Origin of the sequence: Bradyrhizobium sp. B117, assembly GCF_038969555.1 — a bacterium.
In the GTDB taxonomy this organism is placed as follows: Bacteria; Pseudomonadota; Alphaproteobacteria; order Rhizobiales; family Xanthobacteraceae; genus Bradyrhizobium.
Map to the genome: position 1 here is coordinate 1,257,784 of NZ_CP152414.1, position 25,848 is coordinate 1,283,631.

The 25,848-nt window shown below is 65.5% G+C and carries 32 protein-coding genes; 15 read left to right on the top strand and 17 right to left on the bottom strand.

Features of this window, described 5'->3' with window-relative positions; all coding sequences use genetic code 11:
* Nucleotides 1–7: 7 nt before the first annotated feature.
* Both lgt and AAFG16_RS06105 read right to left on the bottom strand, forming a co-directional pair.
* Nucleotides 8–853, bottom strand: coding sequence for a prolipoprotein diacylglyceryl transferase (lgt, locus tag AAFG16_RS06100; protein WP_342738042.1), 846 nt, complete (start codon nucleotides 851–853; stop codon nucleotides 8–10).
* Between the two features lie 14 nt (nucleotides 854–867).
* Nucleotides 868–1,599 (bottom strand): dienelactone hydrolase family protein, encoded by a 732-nt coding sequence (locus AAFG16_RS06105; RefSeq protein WP_342738044.1) that lies wholly within the window; start codon nucleotides 1,597–1,599, stop codon nucleotides 868–870.
* A gap of 166 nt (nucleotides 1,600–1,765) precedes the next feature.
* Between AAFG16_RS06105 and AAFG16_RS06110 the strand changes: the two genes are divergently transcribed.
* The 4 genes from AAFG16_RS06110 to ychF all read left to right on the top strand — a co-directional run bounded on the left by AAFG16_RS06110 (nucleotide 1,766) and on the right by ychF (nucleotide 4,929).
* On the top strand, nucleotides 1,766–2,017 hold the full coding sequence (locus tag AAFG16_RS06110; RefSeq protein ID WP_018648337.1) for an accessory factor UbiK family protein: 252 nt from the start codon (nucleotides 1,766–1,768) through the stop codon (nucleotides 2,015–2,017).
* Between the two features lie 275 nt (nucleotides 2,018–2,292).
* Nucleotides 2,293–3,018 carry a 50S ribosomal protein L25/general stress protein Ctc gene (locus tag AAFG16_RS06115; protein ID WP_027563015.1) on the top strand — a complete coding sequence of 242 codons (726 nt, stop codon included), beginning with the start codon at nucleotides 2,293–2,295 and terminating at the stop codon, nucleotides 3,016–3,018.
* Nucleotides 3,019–3,076: 58 nt separating this feature from the next.
* Entirely contained in the window at nucleotides 3,077–3,682 is a 606-nt protein-coding gene (gene pth / locus AAFG16_RS06120; RefSeq protein WP_342738048.1) for an aminoacyl-tRNA hydrolase, read from the top strand.
* 149 nt (nucleotides 3,683–3,831) lie between these two features.
* Nucleotides 3,832–4,929: a redox-regulated ATPase YchF gene (gene ychF / locus AAFG16_RS06125; protein ID WP_342738050.1), complete on the top strand. Its 1,098-nt coding sequence runs from the start codon at nucleotides 3,832–3,834 to the stop codon at nucleotides 4,927–4,929.
* A gap of 123 nt (nucleotides 4,930–5,052) precedes the next feature.
* Here the strand turns inward: ychF and AAFG16_RS06130 are convergent, their stop codons facing one another.
* Nucleotides 5,053–5,349 (bottom strand): DUF4282 domain-containing protein, encoded by a 297-nt coding sequence (locus AAFG16_RS06130; RefSeq protein ID WP_074119364.1) that lies wholly within the window; start codon nucleotides 5,347–5,349, stop codon nucleotides 5,053–5,055.
* Between the two features lie 175 nt (nucleotides 5,350–5,524).
* Here AAFG16_RS06130 and AAFG16_RS06135 point away from each other — a divergent pair, with 175 nt between their 5' ends.
* From AAFG16_RS06135 to AAFG16_RS06145, 3 genes are all read left to right on the top strand, one after another.
* Nucleotides 5,525–5,977: a MaoC family dehydratase gene (locus AAFG16_RS06135; RefSeq protein WP_342738054.1), complete on the top strand. Its 453-nt coding sequence runs from the start codon at nucleotides 5,525–5,527 to the stop codon at nucleotides 5,975–5,977.
* Nucleotides 5,977–6,456, top strand: coding sequence for a MaoC family dehydratase (locus AAFG16_RS06140; RefSeq protein WP_283083976.1), 480 nt, complete (start codon nucleotides 5,977–5,979; stop codon nucleotides 6,454–6,456). Before AAFG16_RS06135 ends, AAFG16_RS06140 begins: the two co-directional genes overlap by 1 nt.
* Before the next feature lie 367 nt (nucleotides 6,457–6,823).
* The gene (locus tag AAFG16_RS06145; RefSeq protein ID WP_007596790.1) at nucleotides 6,824–6,970 is read left to right on the top strand and encodes a hypothetical protein; all 147 of its coding nucleotides are present in this window, start codon (nucleotides 6,824–6,826) and stop codon (nucleotides 6,968–6,970) included.
* 61 nt (nucleotides 6,971–7,031) lie between these two features.
* On the opposite strand, the gene AAFG16_RS06150 is transcribed toward AAFG16_RS06145, so the two are convergent.
* The 5 genes from AAFG16_RS06150 to AAFG16_RS06170 form a co-directional block, all read right to left on the bottom strand.
* Nucleotides 7,032–7,169 (bottom strand): hypothetical protein, encoded by a 138-nt coding sequence (locus AAFG16_RS06150; RefSeq protein WP_283083977.1) that lies wholly within the window; start codon nucleotides 7,167–7,169, stop codon nucleotides 7,032–7,034.
* A gap of 301 nt (nucleotides 7,170–7,470) precedes the next feature.
* Complete coding sequence (locus AAFG16_RS06155; protein ID WP_283083978.1) at nucleotides 7,471–7,893, bottom strand: hypothetical protein; 423 nt, start codon at nucleotides 7,891–7,893, stop codon at nucleotides 7,471–7,473.
* Nucleotides 7,894–8,155: 262 nt separating this feature from the next.
* Nucleotides 8,156–9,073, bottom strand: a complete 918-nt coding sequence (locus tag AAFG16_RS06160) for a hypothetical protein (RefSeq protein WP_342738057.1) — start codon at nucleotides 9,071–9,073, stop codon at nucleotides 8,156–8,158.
* Between the two features lie 275 nt (nucleotides 9,074–9,348).
* Nucleotides 9,349–9,789, bottom strand: coding sequence for a nuclear transport factor 2 family protein (locus AAFG16_RS06165; protein WP_283083980.1), 441 nt, complete (start codon nucleotides 9,787–9,789; stop codon nucleotides 9,349–9,351).
* Between the two features lie 302 nt (nucleotides 9,790–10,091).
* Nucleotides 10,092–10,538 (bottom strand): nuclear transport factor 2 family protein, encoded by a 447-nt coding sequence (locus AAFG16_RS06170; RefSeq protein WP_342738059.1) that lies wholly within the window; start codon nucleotides 10,536–10,538, stop codon nucleotides 10,092–10,094.
* A gap of 284 nt (nucleotides 10,539–10,822) precedes the next feature.
* Between AAFG16_RS06170 and AAFG16_RS06175 the strand changes: the two genes are divergently transcribed.
* Nucleotides 10,823–11,059 (top strand): hypothetical protein, encoded by a 237-nt coding sequence (locus AAFG16_RS06175; RefSeq protein WP_283083982.1) that lies wholly within the window; start codon nucleotides 10,823–10,825, stop codon nucleotides 11,057–11,059.
* 306 nt (nucleotides 11,060–11,365) lie between these two features.
* Nucleotides 11,366–11,755, top strand: coding sequence for a hypothetical protein (locus AAFG16_RS06180; protein WP_342738061.1), 390 nt, complete (start codon nucleotides 11,366–11,368; stop codon nucleotides 11,753–11,755).
* An 87-nt stretch (nucleotides 11,756–11,842) separates the two neighbouring features.
* On the opposite strand, the gene uvrB is transcribed toward AAFG16_RS06180, so the two are convergent.
* The 4 genes from uvrB to AAFG16_RS06200 all read right to left on the bottom strand — a co-directional run bounded on the left by uvrB (nucleotide 11,843) and on the right by AAFG16_RS06200 (nucleotide 16,449).
* On the bottom strand, nucleotides 11,843–14,809 hold the full coding sequence (gene uvrB / locus AAFG16_RS06185) for an excinuclease ABC subunit UvrB (RefSeq protein ID WP_342738063.1): 2,967 nt from the start codon (nucleotides 14,807–14,809) through the stop codon (nucleotides 11,843–11,845).
* A gap of 91 nt (nucleotides 14,810–14,900) precedes the next feature.
* Entirely contained in the window at nucleotides 14,901–15,131 is a 231-nt protein-coding gene (locus tag AAFG16_RS06190) for a hypothetical protein (RefSeq protein ID WP_342738065.1), read from the bottom strand.
* Nucleotides 15,132–15,177: 46 nt separating this feature from the next.
* Nucleotides 15,178–15,402 (bottom strand): hypothetical protein, encoded by a 225-nt coding sequence (locus tag AAFG16_RS06195; RefSeq protein ID WP_283083986.1) that lies wholly within the window; start codon nucleotides 15,400–15,402, stop codon nucleotides 15,178–15,180.
* Between the two features lie 132 nt (nucleotides 15,403–15,534).
* Complete coding sequence (locus tag AAFG16_RS06200) at nucleotides 15,535–16,449, bottom strand: LysR substrate-binding domain-containing protein (RefSeq protein WP_342738067.1); 915 nt, start codon at nucleotides 16,447–16,449, stop codon at nucleotides 15,535–15,537.
* Nucleotides 16,450–16,761: 312 nt separating this feature from the next.
* Between AAFG16_RS06200 and AAFG16_RS06205 the strand changes: the two genes are divergently transcribed.
* Together AAFG16_RS06205 and AAFG16_RS06210 are read left to right on the top strand one after the other, a co-directional pair.
* Nucleotides 16,762–17,541 (top strand): sulfite exporter TauE/SafE family protein, encoded by a 780-nt coding sequence (locus tag AAFG16_RS06205; RefSeq protein ID WP_342738069.1) that lies wholly within the window; start codon nucleotides 16,762–16,764, stop codon nucleotides 17,539–17,541.
* A gap of 13 nt (nucleotides 17,542–17,554) precedes the next feature.
* The gene (locus tag AAFG16_RS06210) at nucleotides 17,555–17,785 is read left to right on the top strand and encodes a hypothetical protein (protein WP_283083989.1); all 231 of its coding nucleotides are present in this window, start codon (nucleotides 17,555–17,557) and stop codon (nucleotides 17,783–17,785) included.
* A 33-nt stretch (nucleotides 17,786–17,818) separates the two neighbouring features.
* Here the strand turns inward: AAFG16_RS06210 and AAFG16_RS06215 are convergent, their stop codons facing one another.
* Both AAFG16_RS06215 and AAFG16_RS06220 read right to left on the bottom strand, forming a co-directional pair.
* Nucleotides 17,819–18,424 carry an SCO family protein gene (locus tag AAFG16_RS06215; RefSeq protein ID WP_342738071.1) on the bottom strand — a complete coding sequence of 202 codons (606 nt, stop codon included), beginning with the start codon at nucleotides 18,422–18,424 and terminating at the stop codon, nucleotides 17,819–17,821.
* Nucleotides 18,424–19,539: an MBL fold metallo-hydrolase gene (locus AAFG16_RS06220; RefSeq protein WP_342738073.1), complete on the bottom strand. Its 1,116-nt coding sequence runs from the start codon at nucleotides 19,537–19,539 to the stop codon at nucleotides 18,424–18,426. Before AAFG16_RS06220 ends, AAFG16_RS06215 begins: the two co-directional genes overlap by 1 nt.
* 197 nt (nucleotides 19,540–19,736) lie before the next feature.
* Between AAFG16_RS06220 and AAFG16_RS06225 the strand changes: the two genes are divergently transcribed.
* Nucleotides 19,737–20,435, top strand: coding sequence for a glutathione S-transferase family protein (locus AAFG16_RS06225; RefSeq protein WP_283083992.1), 699 nt, complete (start codon nucleotides 19,737–19,739; stop codon nucleotides 20,433–20,435).
* A 149-nt stretch (nucleotides 20,436–20,584) separates the two neighbouring features.
* On the opposite strand, the gene AAFG16_RS06230 is transcribed toward AAFG16_RS06225, so the two are convergent.
* Nucleotides 20,585–20,779, bottom strand: a complete 195-nt coding sequence (locus AAFG16_RS06230; protein WP_283083993.1) for a cysteine-rich CWC family protein — start codon at nucleotides 20,777–20,779, stop codon at nucleotides 20,585–20,587.
* Nucleotides 20,780–20,893: 114 nt separating this feature from the next.
* On the opposite strand from AAFG16_RS06230, the gene AAFG16_RS06235 reads away from it, so the two are divergent.
* The 3 genes from AAFG16_RS06235 to AAFG16_RS06245 all read left to right on the top strand — a co-directional run bounded on the left by AAFG16_RS06235 (nucleotide 20,894) and on the right by AAFG16_RS06245 (nucleotide 24,132).
* Complete coding sequence (locus AAFG16_RS06235; protein ID WP_342738075.1) at nucleotides 20,894–22,447, top strand: DUF1800 family protein; 1,554 nt, start codon at nucleotides 20,894–20,896, stop codon at nucleotides 22,445–22,447.
* Nucleotides 22,448–22,449: 2 nt separating this feature from the next.
* Nucleotides 22,450–23,667: a DUF1501 domain-containing protein gene (locus AAFG16_RS06240; protein ID WP_342738077.1), complete on the top strand. Its 1,218-nt coding sequence runs from the start codon at nucleotides 22,450–22,452 to the stop codon at nucleotides 23,665–23,667.
* A gap of 141 nt (nucleotides 23,668–23,808) precedes the next feature.
* On the top strand, nucleotides 23,809–24,132 hold the full coding sequence (locus tag AAFG16_RS06245; RefSeq protein ID WP_283083995.1) for an antibiotic biosynthesis monooxygenase: 324 nt from the start codon (nucleotides 23,809–23,811) through the stop codon (nucleotides 24,130–24,132).
* Between the two features lie 30 nt (nucleotides 24,133–24,162).
* Here AAFG16_RS06245 and AAFG16_RS06250 read toward each other — a convergent pair whose 3' ends face one another.
* Complete coding sequence (locus tag AAFG16_RS06250) at nucleotides 24,163–25,104, bottom strand: aldo/keto reductase (protein WP_342738079.1); 942 nt, start codon at nucleotides 25,102–25,104, stop codon at nucleotides 24,163–24,165.
* 262 nt (nucleotides 25,105–25,366) lie between these two features.
* Nucleotides 25,367–25,822 (bottom strand): GNAT family N-acetyltransferase, encoded by a 456-nt coding sequence (locus tag AAFG16_RS06255; RefSeq protein WP_342738081.1) that lies wholly within the window; start codon nucleotides 25,820–25,822, stop codon nucleotides 25,367–25,369.
* Nucleotides 25,823–25,848 lie beyond the last annotated feature (26 nt).

Sequence of the window (25,848 nt, forward strand, 5' to 3'; positions counted from 1 at the left end):
AAATGAATTAACGAACGGCCTTGTTCGGCCTCGGCGCACCGCGCCGCACTGCCCATACAATAAGTATGCCCCCGACAATAAGCATCGGGATCGACAACAGCATGCCCATGGTTAACCCGCCCCAGAGGAAGCCGAGCTGGACGTCCGGCTCGCGGAAGTGCTCGCCGGCGATGCGGGTCAAGCCATAGATCAGGATGAAAGCGCCGAGGATCATGCCGGGCCGTTTCAAGGCACCGAAGCGGATCATGATCGCGAGCACGGTGAACAGCAGGATGCCCTCCATGCCGGCTTCATAGAGCTGGCTCGGATGGCGGGGCAGCTGGGTGGGATCGTTCGGGAAGATCATCGCCCAGGGCAGGCTGGGATCGGTGGCGCGGCCCCACAATTCTCCGTTGATGAAATTGGCGATGCGCCCGAGCAAGAGTCCGATCGGGGCGACCGCGGTGGTGATGTCGCCGAGCGACAGGATCGAGATGCTGTTGCGATAGGCAAACCACATCACCGCGACGACGCAGCCGAGGAAGCCGCCATGGAACGACATGCCGCCCTCCCACAACCGGATGATCGCGGCGGGGTGCTCCATGAAGAAGGGCAGATTGTAGAACAGCACATAGCCGGTGCGGCCGCCGAGGATGATGCCGAGCGTGACCCACAGGATGAAGTCGTCGATCTGCGCCAGCGAGATCGGCGCCGGTCCGCCCCACAGCCGCTGGTTCTTCAAGAGCGAGCGCGCATAGAGCCAGCCAAACACGATGCCGCAGATATAGGCCAGCGCGTACCAGCGGATCGCGAACGGACCGATCTCGATCGCGATCGGTTTGAAGGCGGGGAAGTCGATCAGCAGAAAGGGCATCAGGCCTTCTATGTCTAGACAAGATTGCGGCGATAGAGCGCCAGTAGGCGCTCCCAATGCCGCTCGGCGGCGTCGCGGTCGTAGACCGGGCGCTTGGGAAAGGCAAAGCCGTGATGCGTGCCGGGATAGATCTCGACCTCGGCTTTGGCGCCGCTCATGCCCTGCCTGACTTTCTCGATGATCTCCGTGGGCGCGTAGATGTCGGTCTCGGCGCAGGCGAAATAGAGCTCGGCCTTGGTCTTGCTTGCCGCAAGATGCGGGCTGTCGTCCTGGTCGGTCGCAAGCTGGGTGCCGTAGATCGAGGCGGCGGCCTTGACGCGATCGGGGAAGTGCGTGGCGGCGTTGACCGCGTAGCGGCCGCTCATGCAATAGCCGACGGTGCCGACGATTTTGGTGTTCGCGGCGGCCTGGCCCTCCGCATAGGTGAGCAGGGCGCGGGTGTCGTCCATGATCATGGGAATCGTGAGCGAGCCCATCAGGGCGAACATGCGCTTGCGCTCGGGCGCGTTCGGATCGGCCGGCAGCGGGCCGAGCTCCATCACGCCGGAGCGATAATAGAGGTTCGGCAGCATCACGTAATAGCCTGAGGTCGCGAGCCGGCGCGCCATGTCGCGCAGCTCCTCGCGGATCGCCGGCGCGTCCATGTAGAACAGGATGACCGGAAACGGTCCGGCGCGTTCGGGATGGGTGATGAAGGTTGCGGTGTGGCCGTCCTTGGTGGGGATCGCGATCTGCTGGTCGATCATCTCGTGCGCCTTCTGATGCTTCTTATGGCGGGACGTTGAATACGATTGCAAGTAAACCGCGGCGTGACAAGGATACCGCCGCTTCGCTCTTGAACCGTGCGGCGCGGATTGCCATTGTCTTCTCGCGAGTTCGCGCAAAGTTTATCGGCGGCGCCAGGAGACCGACATGACCCAGACCAGCAACCGGTTTTTCGACGAGATCGGCCGCCTGATGAATGACGCCGCCGGTGCCGCCCAGGGCGTCAAGCGCGAGTTCGATACGGTGATGCGCACCCAGGCCGAGAAATTCCTGCGCGACATGGACCTGGTCAAGCGCGAGGAGTTCGAGGCGGTCAAGGACATGGCCCGCCTGGCGCGCGAGGAGAACGAGGCCCTGAAGGCGCGGATCGCGGCGCTGGAGGCCAAGCTCGGCGGGTAGGTTTTGTCGTTCCGGGGCGCGACGAAGTCGCGAACCCCGGTGCGCAATTGCGCACCTGGGAACCTCGAGATTCCGGGTTCGGTCGCTGCCGCGACCGCCCCGGAATGACAGCTGATCCGGTCCCTTCCGGTCGCCCATTCTCCTTGTCATTTCCACATCTTCCGGGTAAAAGCCCGCCACGTCCGCGGCCCCCGCACCCCTGGAGGCTTGCTGTGGACCATGCCATGGGCCGCGCTGCGGCCCATTAACTTTTGCAAAAACAAGGACTTAACGACATGGCGACGACCGTCAAGGAATTGAAGGCGACCGCACGTCCGAAGAGCGGCAAGGGGGCCGCCCGGGCTGAGCGTCGCGCCGGGCGAGTTCCCGGAGTGATCTATGGTGACAACCAGCCCCCGCTGACGATCTCGATTGCAGATCGTGAACTGCGCCAGCGCATCCTCGCCGGCCGGTTCCTGACCACGCTGGTCGACATCGACCTCGACGGCAAGAAGCACCGCGTGATTCCGCGCGACTATCACCTTGATCCGGTCAAGGACTTCCCGATCCATGTCGACTTCATGCGGCTCGGCGAAGGCGCCACCATCCGCATCAGCGTGCCCTTGCACGTGGTGAAGGCGGAAGGCTCCCCGGGCGTGAAGCGCGGCGGCACCGTCAACATCGTCGCCCACGCGATCGAGCTCGAATGCGGCGTCGAGAGCATTCCGCAGTACATCGAGGCCGACGTCGGCTCGCTCGAAATCGGTCACTCGCTGCATCTGTCGGACGTCAAGCTGCCGGCCGGCGTCAAGGCGCTGACCCGCGAGGACGCGACCCTCGTCACCATCGTGCCGCCGTCCGGCTACGCCGAAGAGCAGAAGGCCGCGGCTGCGGCTGCTGCTGGTGGCGCGGCTCCGGCTGCGGGCGCTGCTGCTCCGGCGGCCGGCGCGGCTGCTCCGGCGGCTGGTGCTGCTGCTCCGGCGGCTGCCAAGGCTCCCGCCGGCGGCGACAAGAAGAAGTAATCTCTCAAAGCTGGCGCGTGGTCTCTGACCGCGCGCCGAGCGAGGGGCGCGCCGCGTCATGCGACTCTTTGTTGGGCTCGGCAATCCCGGCGCGAAATACGCACGTAACCGGCACAATATCGGCTTCCTGGCCGTCGACGAGATCGCGCGGCGTCATGGTTTTTCACCATGGCGCCGTCGTTTTCAGGGCGAGACCTCGGAAGGTGCGCTCGGCACTGAGCGCGTGATCCTGCTCAAGCCCACGACCTACATGAACGATTCCGGCCGCGCCGTGCAGGAAGCGGCAGGCTTCTTCAAGATCGCGCCGGGCGACGTCACCGTGTTCCACGACGAACTCGAACTGCCGCCGGGCAAGGTGCGGGTGAAGATCGGCGGCGGCATCGCCGGCCACAACGGCCTGCGCTCGATCTCCGCGCATATCGGCAACGACTACCGCCGGGTGCGGCTCGGCATCGGTCATCCCGGCGTCAAGGAACTGGTGCACGGCCACGTGCTGTCGGACTTCGCCAAGGCCGACAACGACTGGGTGACGACGCTCTGCGACGCGGTCGCCGAGCACGCGGCACTGATCGCCAAGGGCACGGACGCGACCTTCGCCAACAGGGTGCATCTCGCCATGCAGGCGAAGGGATTTTTGACCAAGGACGAGAACGGCAAGGAATAGGGGCGCCGTTTTGTCCGTCATGCCCGGGCAGAAGCGCGAAGCGCGTCTTCGCGCTAGATGTCCCGGGCATCCACGATCTTCGTTCCGCGCGTTAAGGCGTGGATGGCCGGGGCAAGCCCGGCCATGACGAATACGGATAGAGGACGACCATGGGATTCAAATGCGGAATCGTCGGATTGCCCAATGTCGGCAAGTCGACCTTGTTCAACGCGCTGACCGAGACGGCCGCGGCGCAGGCTGCGAACTATCCGTTCTGCACCATCGAGCCGAATGTCGGCGAGGTCGCCGTGCCCGATCCGCGGCTCGACAAGCTCGCGGCGATCGCCAAGTCGGGCCAGATCATCCCGACCCGGCTGACCTTCGTCGACATCGCCGGCCTCGTGCGCGGCGCCTCCAAGGGTGAAGGCCTCGGCAACCAGTTCCTCGCCAACATCCGCGAGGTCGACGCCATCGCGCATGTCGTGCGCTGCTTCGAGGACTCCGACATCACCCATGTCGAGGGCAAGATCGCTCCGCTCGCCGACATCGAGACCATCGAGACCGAGCTGATGCTCGCCGACCTCGACAGCCTCGAGAAGCGCGTCGACAACCTCAGCAAGAAGGCCAAGGGCAACGACAAGGACGCCAAGGAGCAGCTCGACCTCGTCAACCGCACCCTGGTGCTGCTGCGCGACGGCAAGCCCGCACGCCTCGTCGAGCGCAAGGCCGAGGAGGAGCGGGCGTTCTCGATGCTCGGCCTGTTGTCGTCCAAGCCCGTGCTCTATGTCTGCAACGTCGAGGAAGGCTCGGCCGCGACCGGCAACGCCTTCTCCAAGGCGGTCGAGGAGCAGGCGGCGAAGGAGGGCGCGGTCGCCGTCGTCATCTCCGCCAAGATCGAATCCGAGATCGCCACCATCTCGCGCGAAGAGCGCGCCGACTTCCTGGAGACGCTGGGTCTGGAAGAAGCCGGCCTCGATCGCCTGATCCGCGCCGGCTACTCGCTGCTTCAGCTCATCACCTATTTCACGGTGGGCCCGAAGGAAGCGCGCGCCTGGACCATTCATCGCGGCACCAAGGCGCCCGGCGCGGCCGGTGTGATCCACACCGATTTCGAGAAGGGGTTCATCCGCGCCGAGACCATCGCTTATGACGACTACGTCGCGCTCGGCGGCGAAGCCGGCGCCCGCGATGCCGGCAAGCTGCGCCTCGAAGGCAAGGAATACGTCGTCGCCGACGGCGACGTGATGCATTTCCGGTTCAATACGTAAGGCACCAACACCGGTGCCGTAGGGTGGGCAAAGCGAAGCGTGCCCACCGATCTCTCAAATCGCGGAATGATGGTGGGCACGGCGCTTTGCGCCTTTGCCCACCCTACGGCACTTGCGACTGCCTCACTTCATCCCGCCGCCCTGATCCCGGATCGCGCCGAGATGCTCGTTGATGCGGAATACGATCAGGATCAGCTCGGCGGCGATGCGCGAGAACACGACGCCGACGACGACGCTGGCGATCGACGACAGCAGCACCAGGAAGCCGCCGAACGGACTGATCGCCATCGTCGCCAGACCCGAGAAGATGCCGGAGAGGCCGAACAGGCAGATCAGCGCGATCACCAGCCAGTAGAACGTCTTGATGATGGTCGGCGTGATGAAGCGGTCCCATTGAAACAGGTCGCTGAATGAAAACATTGCTCTCCCCAGGGCAAATCGGGACTTTCGGATCGGGACGTCACTCGGGCCTCGGCCTTGACCCGACTCAAATCAAGACAGCCGCCTCCTGTGTAGCACGAGCCATGCGGGCCGGCGGGTTGAGATTGCCGCAAACTGCGGCCACAATCTGTCATTTCCGCAACGCACTCCCAAGATGACCCTGACCTTCGAAGACTTCCCGACCGGCCGGTTCGGCACATTCGGCCCGCGCCATGTCACCCGCGACGAGATCCTGGCCTTCGCCGCCGAGTTCGATCCGCAGCCGATGCATCTCGACGAGGAGGCCGCCAGCAGGAGCATGCTGCGCGGCCTGTCCGGCTCAGGCTGGCACCTCTGTTCGCTCATGATGCGGATGATGGCCGACGGCTTCATCACCCGCGCCGCCTCGCTCGGCTCGCCCGGCGTCGACGAAGTGCGCTGGCTCTCGCCGCTGCGGCCCGGCGACGACCTCATGCTCGACGTCGATGTCGTGGAGGCGCGCGCCTCGAAGAGCCGGCCCGAGCTCGGCATCGTCAAGTTCAAATGTACCGTGTGCAACGCGGCGGGGGAGGCGCTCGCCGAGATGACCTCGCCGATCCTGATCAAGCGGCGCGAGGGGGCAGCCTGATGCGGTTCTTCGAGGACATCGCGATCGGCCAGCGCCGCGAGCTCGGCGCCTATACGTTCACGGCCGAAGCCATCAAGACCTTCGCTGCAAAGTTCGATCCGCAACGCTTTCACCTCGACGAGGAAGAGGGCAAGAACTCGCTGTTCGGCGGGCTCGCCGCCTCTGGCTGGCATGTCGGCTCGGCCTGCATGAGCTTGGTTGTCGCCGACGGCCAGCGTCTGGCGCGCGAGGCCGCGGAGCGCGGCGAGGAGGTTGCGGTATGGGGCCCATCGCCTGGCTTTCGCGACCTGCGCTGGATCAAGCCGGTGCTTGCCGGCGATGTCATCTCTTTTGCCAGCGTCGTCATCGACAAGCGCACCTCCGCCTCGCGTCCCGGCTGGGGCATTCTGACAGCCCGCACCACCGGCACCAACCAGCGCGGCGAGGAGGTCTATTCGATCACTCCCTCGGCCTTCGTGCCGATGCGGAAGACGGGCTGATTTAGAATCGATCGAGCCGGCTGCCTCTTCACCTCTCCCCGCTTGCCGGGAGAGGTCGGATCGCTCTTGCGATCCGGGTGAGGGGGTACAGGTCCTTCGATGAATCTCATCCGCGGAGAGAGGCCCCGCACCCCAACCCTCTCAGCGCGAGCGAAGCTCGTCGCGGCCCCGTAAGAACGGGGAGAGGGAGAGGAGAAACCGAGCGAGTGTTGCCCCCGCGCTATGGACGCGATTCCGGGTCGCTGCCATAAGCCTGCTCAACATGGTTACCCGCGAAGCAGTTGGCGGAACCATCGAGTTGCTAACCAATTATGAACCTGTCGCTGTCTAATTGAAACGAATTAGCAGAGGACAGGGGACGAGGACCATGGCAGACCGCGGCGCACTCAAGCTGGTCGGATTCATTTTTGCTACTGCCACGCTGGCCGTGATGCTGGTTGCCGGCATGGTGGTGAAGGGCTACGCCGACGGCGCCTACACCCTGGAAGCCTCGACCGTGGAAGCGGCCAGGTAAGATCTCCAGTAAGATCTCCAGGTAAGATCTTAAGTCTTCGCGGCCGGGATCGGCCTTTCGCTCAGCGACTATAGACGAACGCCAGGACGGCGATCGCAACCACGAGCAGCCCGACAAAGCGCAGCATGATCGTGCCGAACTGGTTCGGCGCGGGCTGCAGCGGGATGGGGTCCGTGTTGTCGGGCCGAATGCTTTCCATCTGACATGTCCCCGGCCCGGCCGTGACGGCACGGGCGCCTGGCATTGGTCGCGGGGGAGGGGGCGTGGGTTCAAAGCGTACACTGCTTCACCTCTCCCCGCTTGCGGGGAGAGGTCGGATCGCTCTTGCGATCCGGGTGAGGGGGTACAGGTCCCACGCTTATCTCGCGTGTGGAGAGAAGCCCCTCACCCCAACCCTCTCCCCGTAAGAACGGGGAGAGGGAGAGAGACATCCCTCCAGAATCAAAACCGCCGCGCTCCCTTCCGGGAACGCGGCGGCCGGTGATGCTTGGCGCTGGTGCTTAGCTGTTACGCAGGCCGTCGGCGGCGCGCTTCCACTGCGCGACGTTGTCGGAAATCATGCGGGTCGACTTCATTGCGGCCTGGCTGAGCTGGGCGTAGCCGGAGATCTCGCGCTGGACGCGCTGGCCCTCGGCATGGAGCAGGTCGCGCAGGCTCTCCAACTCGGAGATCAGGTTCTCGATCTCGGCGAGCGAAGTGCCGGCGACGCGCTGGATCAGCGAGTTGACGTTGGTGACGGTGGCTTCTGCGCTCGGATCGAGCGGCGGCGCGTCGGTGGTCGGCGTCGCCGGGCGGCGCAGATAGGCGATGTCGTTGCGGACGAAGTCGCGAATGCCGGCCTCGACCTCGGTCACGGCGGCGAGGTCGTTGTCGACCGTCTCGGTCTCGGTGGATTCGATCTTTTCCGGACGAGTAGCGTTCATCGTTGTTCCCCTGATCGCGTTGAGCGCAGCGCGAGTGTCCCCGCACGACGGCGTTCTGTGAGGGGACTAGGGCGCCCGATTTTGGCCGCAACTGGGCCAAGATGCGGCAAGGGCGGACCATTCGGGGGCTTTGCCGTGGCGTATGGTTAGGGAAGTGTGAACGACTGCTGTGAAGATGATCCTATCTCTCATCGCGCCTCGATCCTTCGAGACGCGCTCCTTCGGAGCGCCCTCAGGATGAGGGGAAAGAAAGAGTGGAGGCCTACCAGCTCTTCTTGAAGCCCGCCGTCACGCTCTTGTTGATGGTGCCCTGCGAGGTCTCGCCGACCGAGCCGGAGACGGTGACGTTGTCGAACAGTTTTTGCTCGGCGCCGACCTTGCGCAGCCATTTGTCGTCGGTGGTCGACAGCGACTGGCCGGCGCTGATGCTGGTGCCGGTGTCGGTGATGGTGACCTTGGCGGTCTGGTCGGTCTCGTAATTGCGGGTGATGTGGCCGCCGATGCCGGGCACCGCGGTGGTGCCGTGCTGATTGACGCTGTAGCCGTTCTGGAGCGTCAGCGAGGTGTCGCCCGACAGCGGCACCGACTTGGTCAGCGACGCCCCGAGCTTGCTCTGCTCGGAGCCGGGATCGACGCGGGCTTCCACCGCAGTCTTGTCCCAGATCGAGCCCGCGCCCGGCGCGGTCGCGGTCGCCCAGGCACTGCCCGAGGATTGCGGCAGGCTGCCGCCATTGGCGGCCTTCTGTGCCAAGAGCTCGGACATCGTCCTGGGCTCGCTCGTCACCGTCATGTCGGCGCCAATTCGCGTGTCCCAGAACTCGAACACCGACTGCTTCACGGTCACCGCCGAGGAGCCGTTGGCGTTGGCGTTCGACGACCAGTTCAGCCCGCTATTGGCCGCGGCCTGGGCGCGCTTCTTGGCGGCGATGATGTCGTTGAGCGTGCCGGCGTCGATCGCGAGCTGGCTCCAGTCGAGCTTGTCGACGTCGATGCCCTTCATCACGTCGGGATCGTTGACGTCTGGGGCCTCGGCCGCCTCAGCCTCCTCGTCGGGCGCTGCGGCCGGGCCGGGCGAGAAGGGCGGAATGATCTGCGCCGAAACCGTCAGCGCCGAGCCAAAAATGAACACGGCCGCCAGCACCGGCAGCCTGGTCCAGCCAAAACCTGTCGAGAATTCCATCGTCCTGCCCGCGAGCCCCGGCGCATGCCGTCCGCCAATAATATAAGGCGGCCTTCGGTGATGACCATGCGCCATTCGGTCCGCCGGCATAGATGCTGATCTATCGTTGCGAAATTGTGGCAACTCGCGTGAGGACGCGAACCAACGGGCCGCGCGAAAAGGCGCGCGCCCAATGACGAGCTCGTGACACGACGGCATCCGGCGGGGCTGGAGGCCAGGACGTCGCGTCAAGCGTCGTCATCGGTCCCGGAGAGCGGGACCCGTTGGCGTCCCCCTCAGCCGGCGCTGGTCATCTTCGGCAGATGAATGGCGCGGCCGAGTGCCTGCTCGACCAGGTCGAAGGTGTCGATCAGCACGCGCATGCTGATCAGCTTGCCCGCCCTGAACTGCGCGAATTGGGCGACCCGCAAGGAGATCGGCTTGTTGGAATCGAGCGCCGTCAGCGAATAGCGCAGCATCGACGCCGCGGAATCGACGCCCAGCATGATGCTCTCGCGGTCGAAGCGGCGGACCTGGAAATTGTCGGCAAGCTGGCGGATGACCTCGAGCACGGCATCCCGGCCCTGGCGCGCGCCGAGGAACGGAAACATGTCGATCGGACCATAGAGCGCCCACTCGACGTCCTCGTCGATCAGGGCCTCGATGTCATCGAAATGCCGGTCGTTGATCGCGCGGTGCAACGCGCGCGAGAAACGCCAGAGGCTGTGCTCTGTCATTTGGGGCAATCCTGAAGCTGGCTTGCAGAAAAAACGGAAAACAGCCCCATGCACCGCAATGTGCCCCGGGGCGTTCAACTCATTTGTATGCGAACAAGGTACGGGATTTCGGCCAAAACGCAATTCACGTTTTTGCAATGCACAATTGATTGCGTTTTGTGAGATTTACAACAGAACCCCGTAGTTTCCCGGTTTCTGCCTCACCTCTCCCGCTTGCGGGGAGAGGTCGGATCGCTCTTGCGATCCGGGTGAGGGGGTACAGATCTCACGGCGACCTGATACGTGGAGAGAGCCCCTCAGACTCAGTCCACCCGCTGCCCCATGATCAGGGGCCCGATCTCGCGCTCCAGCACCTGCTGCACCAGGTCGTAGGAATCGATGATCTCGCGGATCTGCGAGACCTGCCCGCCGCGGAAGGTGTAGAACACCGCCATGTCGAACTGCACGATGCGGTCGTTGCTGCGCTTCTTGAAGTAGCCGTGCAGGTAGGTCGCGACCTCGTCGCCGTCGGCGAGGATGTGCGGCGCCTTGTAGCGGATCTCCGAATAGCGCGACCAGATCGTCTGCCAAAGCTCGCGCAGCTCGGCCTTGCCGTGACGCGGCACCATGTGCGGCAGCACGTCGATCGGCGCATGGGTGAGGAAGTCGACGTCCTCGGTGCAGCACGACAGCGCGGTCTCGAGATCGCCGCGCGCGAAAGCGTCGAGCAGATGCAGCACACGCTGCTTGTTCAGCTTTTCAACCGTCATGCCGCGCCGCCTTTCCTCGGCCGTGGATTGCAAGGCTATCGCGCGGTGCGCGCGCTTCAATCCGCAAAAACACAGGAAAAAAACAGGACAAGCACACAAGGTATGACGCGCGAGCACAATGCCCGGTTCATGGGGTGCAATTGCGGGTTGCCTCTGCATTCACATGCGCGAATTCGGCCGCGCCCCGTGACACCCCTGCACACACCGGCGGGCGCGCCGCGTCAGGGAACCCGGCCCGCTTGCGCCCGTTGAGAACTGGACATCGCATCCGGAGACATCGATCCATGAAATCCCCGCTTCCCGCCATCGCCGCCGCACTTCTGATGCTCGGCGCGAGCTCCGCCGCCAACGCTAAGGGCTGCATCAAGGGCGCCGTCGTCGGCGGCGTCGCCGGCCACTATGCCGGCCATCACGGCATGCTCGGCGCCGCTGCCGGCTGCCTCTATGGAAGGCATCATGCGAAGGAGCAGGCGAAGCAGCAGCAACAGCAGGGTCAGGTGAACGGGCAGGGCAAGCTGTAGCGCTGGTCGTTCTCGTGCGAGTCAGGCGGCCACCACTCTCTCACTCCCTCCCCCCTTGCGGGGGAGGGGCGGGGAGAGGGGTGGCCACGAACGCTGACCTCTCCCGGAGCCACCCCTCTCCCTAGCCCTCCCCCGCAAGGGGGGAGGGAACGCAGCGGAGTTCGTCGCTACATTCGCGCGAACGGCGAAGCCGTAAGACTCTGAAGCATCCACACTTGTTCGGCGCCCAAAGGCACGTGACCCATCTCACATCACCTCTCCCGTGGAGCAGCTAACGTCACGTGCATGTCATCAGGGAGACATGCCATGGCCGCCACCATCGCCGCCGCGAGAAAGTCCCGCCTCCACAACGCGCTCGAAGGCCTCGCGCTGACCGCGACGCTGCAGAGCTTCCCGACCTTCGCCGCTGCGGCCTTCCTGCTCAAGCTCGTCGGCAACCACGACCTCGTCGGCGACCCCGGCGTCGCCATCTTCGTCGCCGTGGCATCGCTCGCCCACGCGATGTTGGCTGTGACCCTCGGCCCGAGCTTCCCGGCCTTCTTCAAGACCGTCTACGAGCCGAAATTCTTCGAGGCCCATCTGTCGCTCTCCGACAAGATCACCGCCTGGCGCACCCAGCCGGTCGCCTCGCTCCAGCTCGTGACCATCGTGCTTCTGCTGTCGGTGATGGCCGTGGTGACGGCGAGCGTGGGGTGAACGCGAAAATCTGTGCGCCCGTCATTCCGGGGCGCCGCGAAGCGGCGAGCCCGGAATCCATAACCACGACTGGCGCCGCTGCGCCCCCTACCTCTTCTTCCACCCCCCGCGTCGCCCCGGGGCACCACCTGTCGACTTCGGCGCCGGCCCGAACTCCGGCCCCGATTGCCTCGAATCCGTCGGCTGGATGATCCGGCTGGTGGTGCCGAACGGCTTTGCCGGCAGCGCCGGGCTTGGCCGGTAGGGCAGGGACTCCGGGCCGTGCATCTCGTCGAGATGCGGCTTGTGCACGCGTGAGCCCTTGCCGCCGCCGGCCTTGAGGGCTGTTGCTGCGCTCTTGTTCTTCATGGCGGTGACCGGCAAGTTCGCGGCGTCGCCGTACTTCTTGGTGCCCGCATAGGCGCCGGCCTTGCTCTGCACCGCGCGCTGTTTTGCGGTGGGATCGTCCACCACCGCGAGCTCGGTGGCGCGCAGGCGCTTGACTTCGTCGCGCAGGCGGGCGGCTTCCTCGAAGTTCAGGTCGGCGGCGGCCTCGCGCATGCGCGTTTCCAGGTCAGCGAGCACGGCTTCAAAATTGTGACCGATCGAGATGACGTCGTCGGTCATGTCGTGGCCGCCGACCTCGACCAGCACATGGTCGCGCTCGTAGACGGAGTTGAGGATGTCGCCGATCTGCTTCTTCACGCTCTCCGGCGTGATGCCGTTGGCGTTGTTGTACTCGACCTGCTTCTCGCGGCGGCGGTTGGTCTCGGCGATGGCGCGCTCCATCGAGCCGGTCATGCTGTCGGCATAGAGGATCACCTTGCCGTCGACGTTGCGCGCGGCGCGGCCGATGGTCTGGATCAGCGAGGTCTCGCTGCGCAAAAAGCCTTCCTTGTCGGCATCGAGGATCGCGACCAGCGCGCATTCGGGGATGTCGAGGCCCTCGCGCAAGAGGTTGATGCCGACGAGCGCGTCGAACGCGCCCAAGCGCAGATCGCGGATGATTTCGATGCGCTCGATGGTGTCGATGTCCGAGTGCATGTAGCGGACGCGAATGCCCTGCTCGTGCAGATATTCGGTGAGGTCCTCCGCCATGCGTTTCGTCAGCACCGTGATCAGTGAGCGATACCCGGCCTGCGCGGTGGCGCGCACCTCGCCGACGAGATCGTCGACCTGGGTGCGGGCGGGGCGGATATCGACCGGCGGGTCGATCAGCCCGGTCGGACGAATGACCTGCTCGACGAACACGCCGCCGCTCTCGTTGAGCTCCCAACCGCTTGGCGTCGCCGACACCGCGACGGTCTGCGGACGCATCATGTCCCACTCCTCGAAACGGAGCGGGCGGTTGTCCATGCAGGACGGCAGGCGGAAGCCGTACTCCGCCAGCGTCGCCTTGCGGCGGAAGTCGCCGCGGAACATGGCGCCGATCTGCGGGATGGTGACGTGGCTCTCGTCGGCGAAGATCAGCGCGTTGTCGGGGACGTATTCGAACAGCGTCGGCGGCGGCTCGCCGGGGCGGCGGCCGGTGAGATAGCGCGAATAGTTCTCGATGCCGGCGCAGCTTCCGGTCGCCTCCATCATCTCGAGGTCGAAGGTGGTGCGCTGTTCCAGCCGCTGGGCTTCCAGCAGACGACCCTGATCATGCAGCTGGTCGAGCCGCTGCTTCAATTCGAACTTGATCGACTTGATCGCCTGAACCAGCGTCGGGCGCGGCGTCACATAGTGCGAATTGGCGTACATCTTGATGAATTCGAGCTCGTCCTGCTTGTGGCCGGTGAGCGGGTCGAACTCCTCGATCTGTTCGATGGTGTCGCCGAACAGATTCACGCGCCAGGCGCGGTCCTCATAGTGCGCCGGGAAGATGTCGATGACGTCGCCGCGGACACGGAAGGTGCCGCGGGTAAAATCGGCCTGGGTGCGCTTGTACTGGAGCGCGACCAGGTCGGCGATCAGCTGGCGCTGGTCGATGCGCTCGCCCTTCTTCAGCGCGAAGGTCATCGCGGTGTAGGTCTCGACCGAGCCGATACCGTAGATGCAGGACACCGACGCCACGATGATGACGTCGTCGCGTTCGAGCAGCGCGCGTGTCGCCGAATGGCGCATGCGGTCGATCTGCTCGTTGATGGACGAATCCTTCTCGATATAGGTGTCGGTGCGCGGGACGTAGGCTTCCGGCTGGTAATAGTCGTAATACGAGACGAAATACTCGACCGCGTTGTCCGGAAAAAAGTTCTTGAACTCGCCATAGAGCTGGGCGGCGAGCGTCTTGTTCGGCGCGAGGATCAGCGCGGGACGCTGCGTTGCCTCGATCACCTTGGCCATGGTGTAGGTCTTGCCGGAGCCGGTGACGCCGAGCAGCACTTGGCTGCGGTCGTTGCGCTCGATGCCTTCGACCAGTTCCTTGATCGCGGTCGGCTGGTCGCCGCGCGGCTCATAGGACGACTTGATCTCGAAGCGCACGCCGCCCTCGGACTTTTCCGGGCGCGGCGGGCGGTGCGGTGTCCACACCTTCATGGAGCCGTCGTCCTTGCGGAACTCCGGCCGGCCTTCGCGGATCAGCGATTCCAGCGCATCCGCGGTCGCCTTGACGCCAAGCGCCTCCATCTTGGAGCGCGGCGGACGCGCAAGCGCTTCGGCGTCATCCTCCTCGGTGGGCAGGCCAAGCTGCCGCGCCAGTTCCGGATCGAGCGTCGGGATCGTGGCGGCGGTGCCGTAATTGGCCTGCGGCGCTTCTTCAAATCCTTCGGTCGAGGTGCGGGCCCCTGGCGGCTGCGGGTTGGGCCGCAGTGGCATCGGCTTGGCCGTATCTTTGGCGGTGTCTTGCGGAAACTCCTTCGGCGTCGAGGCGCGCGCGCGATGCGCGGCGGCCTCGCCGCCGGCGCGGCGGTCGCGCGAATTGTCCGGCGGCGGCTGCAGCCCGGTGCCTGATCCCAGCCCGGCATCGCCGCGATTGATCGCGGGATTGAGCAACTCGGCCAGCGCCGGCCCGATCGGCTGCACATCGGGCCGATGAGCCTTCGAATTCGGTGCTTTGGATTTCGGGGATTTCGGGGGAGCAGGTTTCTTCGCCATGAGCCGAATATGGGACGAGTCCGCCCCTCAATAAAGGGCGAATGACCCACCATGCTCAGGCTGCTGACAGCAGGTTGGCAGCAGGACCCGCTCACGCCGCCGGCAACGGGCCCTCGTCGCCGCCGGCCGCCTGATGCGGTTTCAGGATGTCGAGGTGGATGCCTCCGCAATCGGTGCAGCGCATGGTCCAGTACTCGCATCCGGCGCGGCCGCCGATCACACGGAGCACCGCGAGATCGCCGTCGCATTCCGGGCATTTCGACAACACGCTGCGGGTGTGGATCCGAGGCCGCGGTGTGTCTTCGAATTCCATGACTGACATGACCGGTTCCCTGCTTTACCCCGCTGCTGGTCCCTCGGAAATCCGCCTATTCGTCGTCGCTGTCGGCGCGCCGGCGGAAGCGATCGATGTGGTGCTTGGCGTCGGCAATCGCGGCGTCGCTGTTGGGCCAGGCGAAGCCGACTTCCATGGCCGGAAACAACACGCCGTCGATGGCAAGCGGGCTGAAATCGGCGCGCCGGATCCGGGCATGCCAGAGGCCTTTGCCTGCCTCGAAGGATTCAATGTCAAAGCCGTCGTAGAGGGTCGTCATTTGTAGTCCCCAAATGCTCTTGTCGGAGGGTTAGAGGACCACGTTTGCCGATTTCGGTATGTGAAGCCGTTCACATGCGGTCCGGCTTTTTCACCCGTACGGGTGAGGGGCCGGAGCGTTTGGAAGCTGGAACTAGCCGCGTGCGGTAGCCCGGCCGAGCCGCCGCGGCCGGGCTGCGGGTTCCGATGCGGCGCGCATGATCCAGCGGCGGAACGCGGCGAAGTCGCGCTGCTCGGTCTGGAAGCTGCGATAGACGAGATACCAGCGCATGCCTTTGGGCACCGAGAGATCGAATGGCGCGACCAGCCGGCCGGCGGCGATGTCGTCGTCGATATAGGGCCGGATGCCCATGGCGACGCCGAGCCCGTCGGCGGCAGCTTGCAGCGCCTGGCCGTAGAACTGGAACTCGGGTCCGCGTGGATTGATGCGCGTGAGGTTCGCGGCCTTCAGCCAGATCGGCCAGTCCTCCGGCGAATGTTCGACGCGGATCAGGCTTGGACCTTTGAGGTCGGCCGGGCGCTTCAACGATGTGGCGAGGCGTGGCACGCAGACCGGCGTAAGGTCGCCGGCGAACAGCGGCTCCGCGACCAAGCCCGGCCAGTCGCCGGTGCCGAGCTTGATGCCGCAGCTCCAGTCCTCGCCGAACGGCACCGAGGCGCCGCCGGTGGTGAAGCGCACCTCGATGTCGGGCTCCTCGTTGCGAAACTCCGACAGGCGCGGGATCAGCCAGCGCATCGCGAAGGTGTGGCCGACACCGATGGTCAGCACGCGCATGCCGGACGGCGCCGTCACCTGCGCGGTGAGGCTGGCCAGCGCGTCGAAGATCGGCGTCAGCCCGCTTTGATAGGAGCGGCCGGCCTGCGTCAGCACCAGCCGGTTGGCCTTGCGCTCGAACAGCGCGACGCCGAGCCGCTCTTCGAGCAGATGCACCATGCGGCTGACCGCGGCCGCCGACACGCTGAGCTCGAGCCCGGCCGCAGCAAAGCTGCCGGTCCGCGCCGCCGCCTCGAATGCCTTGATGCCGTTGAGAAACAGCAGCCGCCGCAAATGACCGACCCTCAGGAAAGCTGATGCCAGGCCAAGATAACTCAGTTTGCGCGAGGTGAGCAAGCGAGGCAGAAATATCAACGTAATTCGGGCTGATTTGTTGAAGGCGGAGCGCGGCCCCTTCGCCTCTCCCCGCGCGCGGGGAGAGGCCGGAATTTGCGCAAGCAAATTCCGGGTGAGGGGGACTCTCCGCGAGTCTCACTGCTTCCGTCCCCGCGGAGACTCCCCCTCACCCCACCCTCTCCCCGCAAGCGGGGCGAGGGAGTGAAACAGTCTGCGTCCCTTACGTGCCCTCTACAGGAGAACCCCTACGTGACGCCCATCATGATCGCTGCCCTTGGATTGCTGATGGTGGCCACCGCGTTCCTGTCGGGGCTGTTCGGCATGGCGGGCGGCCTGATCCTGATCGGCGTGCTGCTCGCCTTGATGCCGCTGCCGACGGCGATGGTGCTGCATGCGATCACGCAGATGGCCTCGAACGGCTGGCGCGCATTCCTGTGGCGGTCGCATATCCGCTGGCGGCCGGTCGCGAACTATATGGTCGGCGCTGCCATTGCGCTCGCGGCCTGGTCGATCACGCGCTACGTGCCGGACAAGCCGGTGGCGCTGCTGATGCTGGGTGCGACGCCGTTCATGGCGCGGCTGCTGCCGTCGAACATCAAGCCGGACCCTAATAGGCTCTGGCAGGGAACGGTCTACGGCACGATCTGCATGGGCCTGATGCTGATGACCGGCGTCTCCGGCCCACTGCTCGACACCTTCTTCCTCGGCGGCGATTTCGGCCGGCGCGAGAAGGTGGCGACCAAGGCGATGTGCCAGCTGGTCAGCCATTTCACCAAGCTGATCTATTTCGGCGGCGTGATCGACCAGGCCGCAAGCCTCGACCCCGTGCTCGCCGGCGTCGCGATCGCGGCCTCGATGCTCGGCACCACGCTGGCGCGGCGCATCCTCGAAGCCATGACCGATCAGCAATTCGTGGCCTGGTCGAACAAGCTGATCACCACAATCGCCTGCTATTATATCGCCTATGGCGGCTGGCTCCAGCTTCGCGCGCCGGTGCTTGCCGCCTTTGCCAAAGGTGGCTTGCAGTAAAGGGAGGTTTGCAATGAGCGGTAACGCCGATCCGCTGGTGCTGGACTTCGTCGAATGGGTCGCGCGCGAGCCGCGCGCCTATGCCGAGGTGATCGCGACCTGGAAGACCTCGTGCCCGCGTCTCACCATCTGGGAAGACGCCACTGAGCGCGGCTACGTCGCCCGCGAGACGCTGCCCGGCATCGGGCTGGTCATAGCCGTGACGGAAGGCGGCGAAAGGTTGCTCCGAACGAACGGGCGGTGAGCGCGTTGCTTCCGACGGGCTCTTGCCGGAGTGCTAGCGCGAAGGCGCCGCCAGCCGTGGCCGGATGATCTCGACCATGCGCTCCGCCGAAGTGCCCGGCGGAAAGAAGCCGAGATATTTTCCGTCGCGGTCCATGAGATAGATGAAGGACGTGTGGTCGACCGTGTAGTCGCCGGCATCCTTGCCGATCGGGACCTTGGCAAAATAGACCTTGTAGGCCTCGGCTGCCGCCGCGATGGCGTCGAGGCTGCCGGTCAGCCCGAGCAGCCGCGGATGAAACATCGGCACGTATTCGGCGAGATGCTCGGCCGTGTCGCGTTCGGGATCGAGCGTGATGAAGACCGGCTGCACGGCGTCGGCATCCGGCCCGAGTTGCTCGAGCGCCTGTCCAATCGCCATCAGGTCGGTCGGACAGACGTCGGGGCAGTAGGTGAAGCCGAAATAGACCAGCATCAGCCGTCCGCGAAAGTCGCGATCGCTGCGATGCTTGCCGGTCTGGTCGATCAGCTCGAACGGCCCGCCGACCGGCTCCCGATTCCACATCAGGATGTCCATGGTCTCCGCGGCCGAGCGCGCCTGCGCCACTCCCGCGCAGGCGAGCGCCAGCATCACGCAAAGCCAGCGGCTGGCGCCTCGCATCACAGCCCGAAGGTGAGGCGGCTGCCCGTCGTCGTCACCACCACCTTGCCCTCCATCTGGGCATTGGCCTCCTGTGCGAAGTTGAGCCCGCTGCAATGCATGGGCACCACGACATCAGGATTGAGCGCCTTGATCTCGCTCACGACCTGCGTGAGGTAGTCCTTCGGCGCGGGGCCGAGATGGAAGCCGCCGACGATGGCGTGCACCTTCTCGACGCCCGACACCTCCTGCGCCTGCTTCACCGAGTTGACGATGCCGACATGGCCGCAGGACGAGATCACGACGAGGCCGAGATCCCGCACGTTGAAGCAGGTGGCGTGCTCGTGGATGTGCTCGTCCGGGACGATCTTGCCGTCCATCTCCGCGGGCAGATAGTGGCCGACATTGCAGCCCAGCCCGTCCTTGATGCCGAACTCGACCAGCGTGTTCGGCAACACGCGCTCGCTGCTGCGGCGGGTGATCTTGCCGGTGGTGAAGGCATGGTCCGCGATCACGGTCGGCGTTTCGCACAGTACGGTCGTCACCTTCTGCGCCGCGAGCTGGCGGCGGTCGAGGGTGCCGAAATCGGCGAACTGCCCCTGCGTCGGCGTCGGGGTGACGCGGTGGCAGAAATTGTCCTCGCCACCTGCATAGAGCTTGAGGTCGGCGGGCAGCTTGTCGCGGAACTTGTCGAGGAAGCCGTTCAGTCCGCCGAAATGATCGTAATGGCCGTGGCTGACGATCAGCGCATTGAGCTTGGCCGGATCGACGCCGATCAGCGCTACGTTGTTGAGCAGAACCTCCGGCGTGTAGCCGTAGTCCAGCATCAGCGTGCGCTGATTGCCGCCGCCTTCGGATTCCAGCCAGAGCGACAGGCCCCATTCATTGTGCAGCGACTTGCGGAAATCTCCGCTGCGTGCAGCCGGCGCGATCGAGACGCCATTGATCTGCTTGGGGCGGAAGAACAGGTCGAAGCTCGAATCCACGAGAACGCGGATCGAGAGCTTGTCGACGGTCGGAACGGCGATCGGCGCGGCGCGCGCGATCTCGACACAGGTGAAGGCGTTTGCGGCTGCGGCTCCGGCGAGGGCCGCTGAGCCGAGAAGGAAATCGCGCCGTGGAAGGGTCCTCGTCATGGCAATGCCTCCCGCTTTATGAAATGCCCGAGCTTAGGTCCAATCCGGGGCCGGCTCAACAAGCAGCGGCCGGTCCGGCGCGAGGGCGAGGCCATCGGTTTGCCGGGTCACACCCCGACACCGGCGACGGGACGGCTTTCTTGCGCTGCCTGTCACGAAGGCTACTCTGTTCGGCAGTTGCAGCAATGGGATTGATCATGTCACTCAAACTGTTCGAACTCGTCGGCACCGACGCCGCGCGCCCCTTCAGCCCGTATTGCTGGCGCGCGCGGATGGCGCTGGCCCACAAGGGCCTTGCGGCGGAATCGCTGCCGTGGCGCTTCACCGAGAAGGGCGCTATCGCGCCGCACGGCTCGGAAAAGGTTCCGGTGCTGCTGCATCACGACAAGCCGGTGGTCGATTCCTGGGCGATCGCGAATTATCTCGAAGACACTTTTCCGGATCGCCCGTCGCTGTTCGGCGGCGAGGGCGGCCGCGCCATGGCCCGCATGATCAACGCCTTCGGCGACATCGCCATCGTCGGCGGCATCTTTCCGCTGATCGTCGCCGACATTCCCAAGAACCTTGCCGAGACCGACGCCGCCTATTTCCGCCAGTCGCGCGAGGCGCGTTTTGGCGGCAAGAGCCTGGAAGAGGTGATGGCGAGCCGCGACACCGGCGTCATCGCGTTCCGCAAGTCCCTGGAGGTGATGCGGCAGACCCTGAAGAAGCAGCCCTTCATCGGTGGCAGCGCGCCGAACTATGCCGATTACATCGTGTTCGGCGGCTTCCAATGGGCGCGGGTGACGAGCCCGTTCAAGCTGCTGGAGGCGGATGATCCGATCTACGCCTGGCGCGAGAAGCTGCTCGATGCGTTCGACGGCATGGCGCGCAAGTCACCGGGGCACGCGGTGTAGGGCACACTGTCGTCCCGGTGAAAGCTTCGTAGGGTGGGCAAAGGCGCGAAGCGCCGTGCCCACGTCTTTCCCGCACAGGCAGTGACAATCGTGGGCACGCTTCGCTTTGCCCACCCTACGATGCTGGAGAATGTCGCGCGTTCTCGCGCTTAACGAGCGCCTGCCGCCGCCTTCCGCAAGCATTCCCGGCACAGACAATCCTCGCCCTTGACCGGCATCGGCAGCTTTGCCGTTTCCTCCGCGCACCAGCAATTGCCCGAGAGGTCGCAGCCGAACTCGGTGCCGCAGCGGGAGCAGGCGAGGCGGCGCGGTTCCGGCAACGGAAATTCTTGCGGAATTGTCATGATTTGCCCAAAAGCTGCGCCGTCATTTTCATGTCGGGTTCATCTGTCGCTGCGGTATATTAGGCGCCGCGCAGCTATCAGGAAAGCGGCTGGCAAGGCGCGAAGGACAAATCGATGGCCCGCGATTCGCAAGCCGCGCTCGTCGCGCTCAACCGCTTCGGCTTCGGCGCCCGCGGTGGCGCCTCGGGCGATCTCATCAATGCAGCCTCCGATCCCCGAGGTTTCGTGAAGGCGGAACTGGCGCGCCCCAATGGCGTGCTGCTCGAGGCGCCGGGCCTGCAATCGACGCCGCAGCTCGGGCAGGCGGTGTTTGCCTATCAGGACCAGGTCAAGCAGGCGCGTGAGGCGGCCGCCAAGGCCGGCACGCCCCCCGAAGCGCAGGCGCCATCAGATCAGAAGCCGGGCCTCCGCCGAAACCTCTCGCTGAATGCGGTCGCAACCGAGATCGCGGGCCAGATGACGGATGCGAAGCCGGCCGACATTGCGGCAAAGCCCGAGACCATGCAGCCGGGCGCTGCCGCGCCCCCGGCCGCAAAGCCTGCACCGCAGCCGCTCAACGTCATCCAAAAGACCTTTCGCGCCGAGGCGCTGGCGCGGTTGCAGCGCGCGACGCTGGTGGAGTGCGGCTTCACCGAGCGGCTCGTCGTGTTCTGGTCCAACCATTTCTGCATCTCCGCCAGCAAGGGCGAGCTGGCGCGGATCTGGGCCGGCGCGTTCGAGCGCGAGGCGATCAGGCCGCACGTGCTCGGGCGTTTCGCCGACATGCTGAAAGCCGTCGAGCAGCATCCGGCGATGCTGTTCTTCCTCGACAACCAGCAATCGCTCGGCCCGGACTCGCGCGCCGGGCAGAACCGCAAGCGCGGGCTGAATGAAAATCTCGCGCGCGAGATCATGGAGCTGCATACGCTCGGCGTCGGCGGCGGCTACACGCAGGAGGACGTCACCTCGCTCGCGCGCATCATCACGGGGTGGACCTTTGCCGGCCGGCAGGGGCAACTGGGAACGCCCGGCTCCTTCGTGTTCAACACCAATGCGCATCAGCCCGGGCCGCAAGTGCTGCTCGGCAAGACCTACGAGCCGGCGGGCCTCGCGCAGGGCGAGGCCGCGCTCGCCGACATCGCGCGCCATCCCTCGACCGCGAATTTCATCGCGACAAAGTTCGTCCGCCACTTCGTCGCGGACGATCCGCCGCCGGCGCTGGTGGCGCGGCTGCGCGACGTGTTCGTCAAGACCGACGGCGATCTCAAGGCGCTGGCCACCGCGCTGGTCGATTCCGACGAAGCCTGGAAAGCGCCGCTGACCAAGATGCGTAGCCCTTACGACTTCCTGGTCGCGAGCGGCCGGCTGCTCGCGCGCGTGCCGGAGGACCCCGGCGCCTATCTCAACAATCTCAATCTGCTGGGACAGCCGCTGTGGTCGCCGGCCGGCCCCAACGGTTTCCCGGATACCAGCGCCGCATGGGCTGCGCCCGAAGGCATCAAGCTCCGGCTCGACATCGCCGCGCAAATGGGCGCGCGGCTCGGCAACAACATCGATCCGCTCGACCTGCTCGAATTCGCCGCTGCGGACGCGGCGTCCGTCGAAACCCGCAAGACCATCGAGCGCGCCGAGTCGCGCCAGCAGGCGCTGGCGCTGCTGTTGATGTCGCCGGAAATGCAGAGGAGATGATGATGATCGACTGCGTCGAGAACCGGCTCCTCACCTCGCGCCGCAGCCTCCTGCTCGGCGGCGCCTCGTTCGCGGCCTGGGCCTATTTGCCGAAATTCGCGCGCGCGGCCGACGGGCGCGATCCCAGGTTGATTGTCGTGATCCTGCGCGGCGCGCTCGATGGGCTCTCGACCGTCGCGCCGGTCGGCGACCCCGACTATGCCGGCCTGCACGGCTCGATCGCGCTCGCGGCCGACGGCGCGCATCCCGCGATCATGCTCGACAGCTTCTTCGCGCTGCATCCGTCGATGCCGGAATTCGCGCGCATGTATCGCGACATGCATGCCGCAGTGATCCACGCGGTCGCGACGCCCTATCGCGACCGCTCGCATTTCGACGGCCAGGACGTGCTCGAAAGCGGCTATGCCGGCCCGGGCCGCGTGCAGTCCGGCTGGCTCAACCGCGCGCTGGAAGCGCTGCCGCGCGGCGAGCGCGTATCGAGCGGGCTTGCGGTCGGCCCGACCACGCCGCTGGTGCTGCGCGGCAATGCGCCGACCGTCGGCTGGGCGCCGGTCGCACTGCCGCAGGCCGATGACGACACCGCGATGCGGCTCGCCGATCTCTACCGCCACCGCGATCCCGCGCTCGCCGCGGCATTGTCGCAAGGCCTCCAGCTCGAGAAGGCCGCGAACGGCGACGACATGAAGCGCAAGCCCGGCAACCAGGTCGTGCAGATGCGCCAGGTCGCGCGCGGCGCGGCCAAGCTGATGGCGGCCGACGACGGCCCGCGCATTGCCGCGCTCGCCTTCGACGGCTGGGACACGCATGCCAATGAAGGCGGCCCGGTCGGGCGTCTCGCCTTCCTGCTTGGCGGTCTCGACGGCGCGCTCGCCGAATTCGAAAGCGGCCTCGCTGATCGCTGGCACGACACCGTCGTTGTCGTCGCCACCGAGTTCGGCCGCACGGCGCGCATCAACGGCACCGACGGCACCGATCACGGCACCGGCACCATCGCGCTGCTCGCCGGCGGCGCCGTGAAAGGCGGCCGCGTCATCTCCGATTGGCCCGGTTTGAAGCCCGCAAACTTGTATGAGGGCCGCGACCTCAAGCCGACGACAGATCTGCGCTCGGTGATCAAGGGCGTGCTCCAGGCGCAGTTTGGCTTGTCGGATCGCGTGCTGGCGGAAACAGTGTTCCCCGACAGCGCGGCGGCACGGCCGATGAAGGGATTGGTGGCCTAACCCACAAGCGCCGTCATTCCGGGGCGCGCGTAGCGCGAGCCCGAAATCCATACTCCCGATTGGGGTTATGGATTCCGGGCCCGCGCCTTGCGGCGCGTCCCGGAATGACGACATGATGAGCCGACATCAGGAGATCACCGCATGTACATCGCCATGAACCGCTTCCGCGTCGCCAAAGGCTCCGAGGCCGATTTCGAGCAGGTCTGGCTCACGCGCGACACGCATCTGGACAAGGTGCCGGGCTTCGTCGAATTCCACCTGCTGCGCGGGCCGGAGCTGGAGGACCACACGCTTTACGCCTCGCACACCGTGTGGGCGAACCATGCCGCGTTCGAGGCCTGGACCAAGTCGGAGGCGTTTCGCGCGGCGCATCATCGGGCGGGCGACAACAAGCCGCTTTATCTCGGCCATCCCCAGTTCGAGGGCTTTGAGGTGATGCAGACTGTAGGGCGCGGCGCCAAGTAGGCCGCGCCGCAGAGATCAGCGCCGCAAAAATCAGCCCAAGGTGATCCGGTCGATCTCCGCCATCTCCTCCGCGCTGAGCTTCCAGGCGATCGCGTTGACGTTCTGCTCGATCTGCTCGACACGGGTGGCGCCCGCGATCACGCTCGACACCTGCGGGCGCGCGGCGAGCCAGGAGAAGGCCAGCTCCAGCATGCTGTGCCCCCGCGCGGTCGCGAAGGCCTGCAGCTTCTCGACGATCGCCTCGTTGCGCGGCGTGACGTAGCGGTCGCGCAGCCGCGGCGTCTGGCCGAAGCGGGTATCGCCGGGCGCGGCTTCGCCCTTTTTGTACTTGCCAGTCAGAAGGCCGCTGGCGAGCGGGAAGAACGGCAACAGGCCGAGCTTGTACTCCGTTGCGGCCGGCAGCAGGTCCTTCTCGATGTCGCGCACCACCAGCGAATATTCGTCCTGGCACGAGACGAAGCGCGTGGTGTTCATCGCGCGCGCGACATACTCCGCTTCCGCAATGCGCCAGGCCGGAAAGTTCGAATTGCCGATGTAGCGCACCTTGCCCTGGCGGACGAGGTCGTCGAGCGCGCGCAGGCTCTCCTCGATCGGCGTCAGCGGGTCGTAGTCGCGCTGCTGGTAGAGGTCGATGTAGTCGGTCTTCAGCCGCTTCAGGCTCGCTTCCACGGCCTCCATGATGTAGCGGCGCGAGGCGCCCTGCTTGGTGCCGTCCTCCGCCATGGGCTTCGAATATTTCGTCGCCAGCACGATGTCCTTGCGGCGATCGCCCAGCACGGTGCCGAGCACGGTCTCCGAGCCGCCCATGTTCGAATAGATGTCGGCGGTGTCGAACAGCGTGATGCCGAGATCGAGCGCGCGATGGATCACCTTGCGCGAGGCCTCTAGGTCGATGCGCTGGCCGAAATTGTTGCAGCCGAGCCCGACCGCGGACACGCGAAGGCCGGAGGCGCCGAGATTGCGAATTTCCATGGGAGGTCCCTGTCAGAAGTCAACAGCGGTGTATTGTGACCGCGGTGCACTCGACCGGCAAGGAGCCCACCTGCGCTGCTGCCATGCGGGCAAAAAAATGCGGCCCCTGTCAGACGCGGCGACTGACGGGGACCGCTTGGGGCGCTTGATCGGTGACGGGGGGCCTGATCAGACGCAGCTGCAACTTAATCCCGCTGTGTTACGTGCCGGTGACAGGCAAAGTTATCCACAGGCTGCGTGGTCCGGGAAAAGGCGGCTAAAATCAGAAGATCTTGCGATAGACGATGAAGCCGGAGCGCTCCGCGACCTTGTCGTAGAGACTCTGCGCGGTGACGTTGGTCTCGTGCGTCTGCCAGTAGACCCGCGGGGACCCCGCGAGTTTGGCGCGCTCGTAGACGCCGTAGATCAACGCCGAGGCGACGCCCTTGCCGCGCGAAGCTTCCAGCGTGAACAGGTCCTGCAGATAGCAGGACGGCTCGATCGCTGTGGTGCTGCGGTGGAACAGGTAGTGCGTCAGCCCGACCAGCTTGCCGTCGCTCTCGGCGACCAGTGCATGCACCGGCTCATAGGCATCGAAGAAGCGCTGCCACGTGACCTTCGTGATCTCGGGCGCCAGCGCGGTCGGGCCGGAGCGGCCGTAGAAGGCGTTGTAGCCGTCCCACAGCGGCAGCCATTGATCGTAGTCCTGCCTCGTGACGGCGCGAATGGTGAGCGACATGTGAGAATTCCGCAATCGATGAAGCG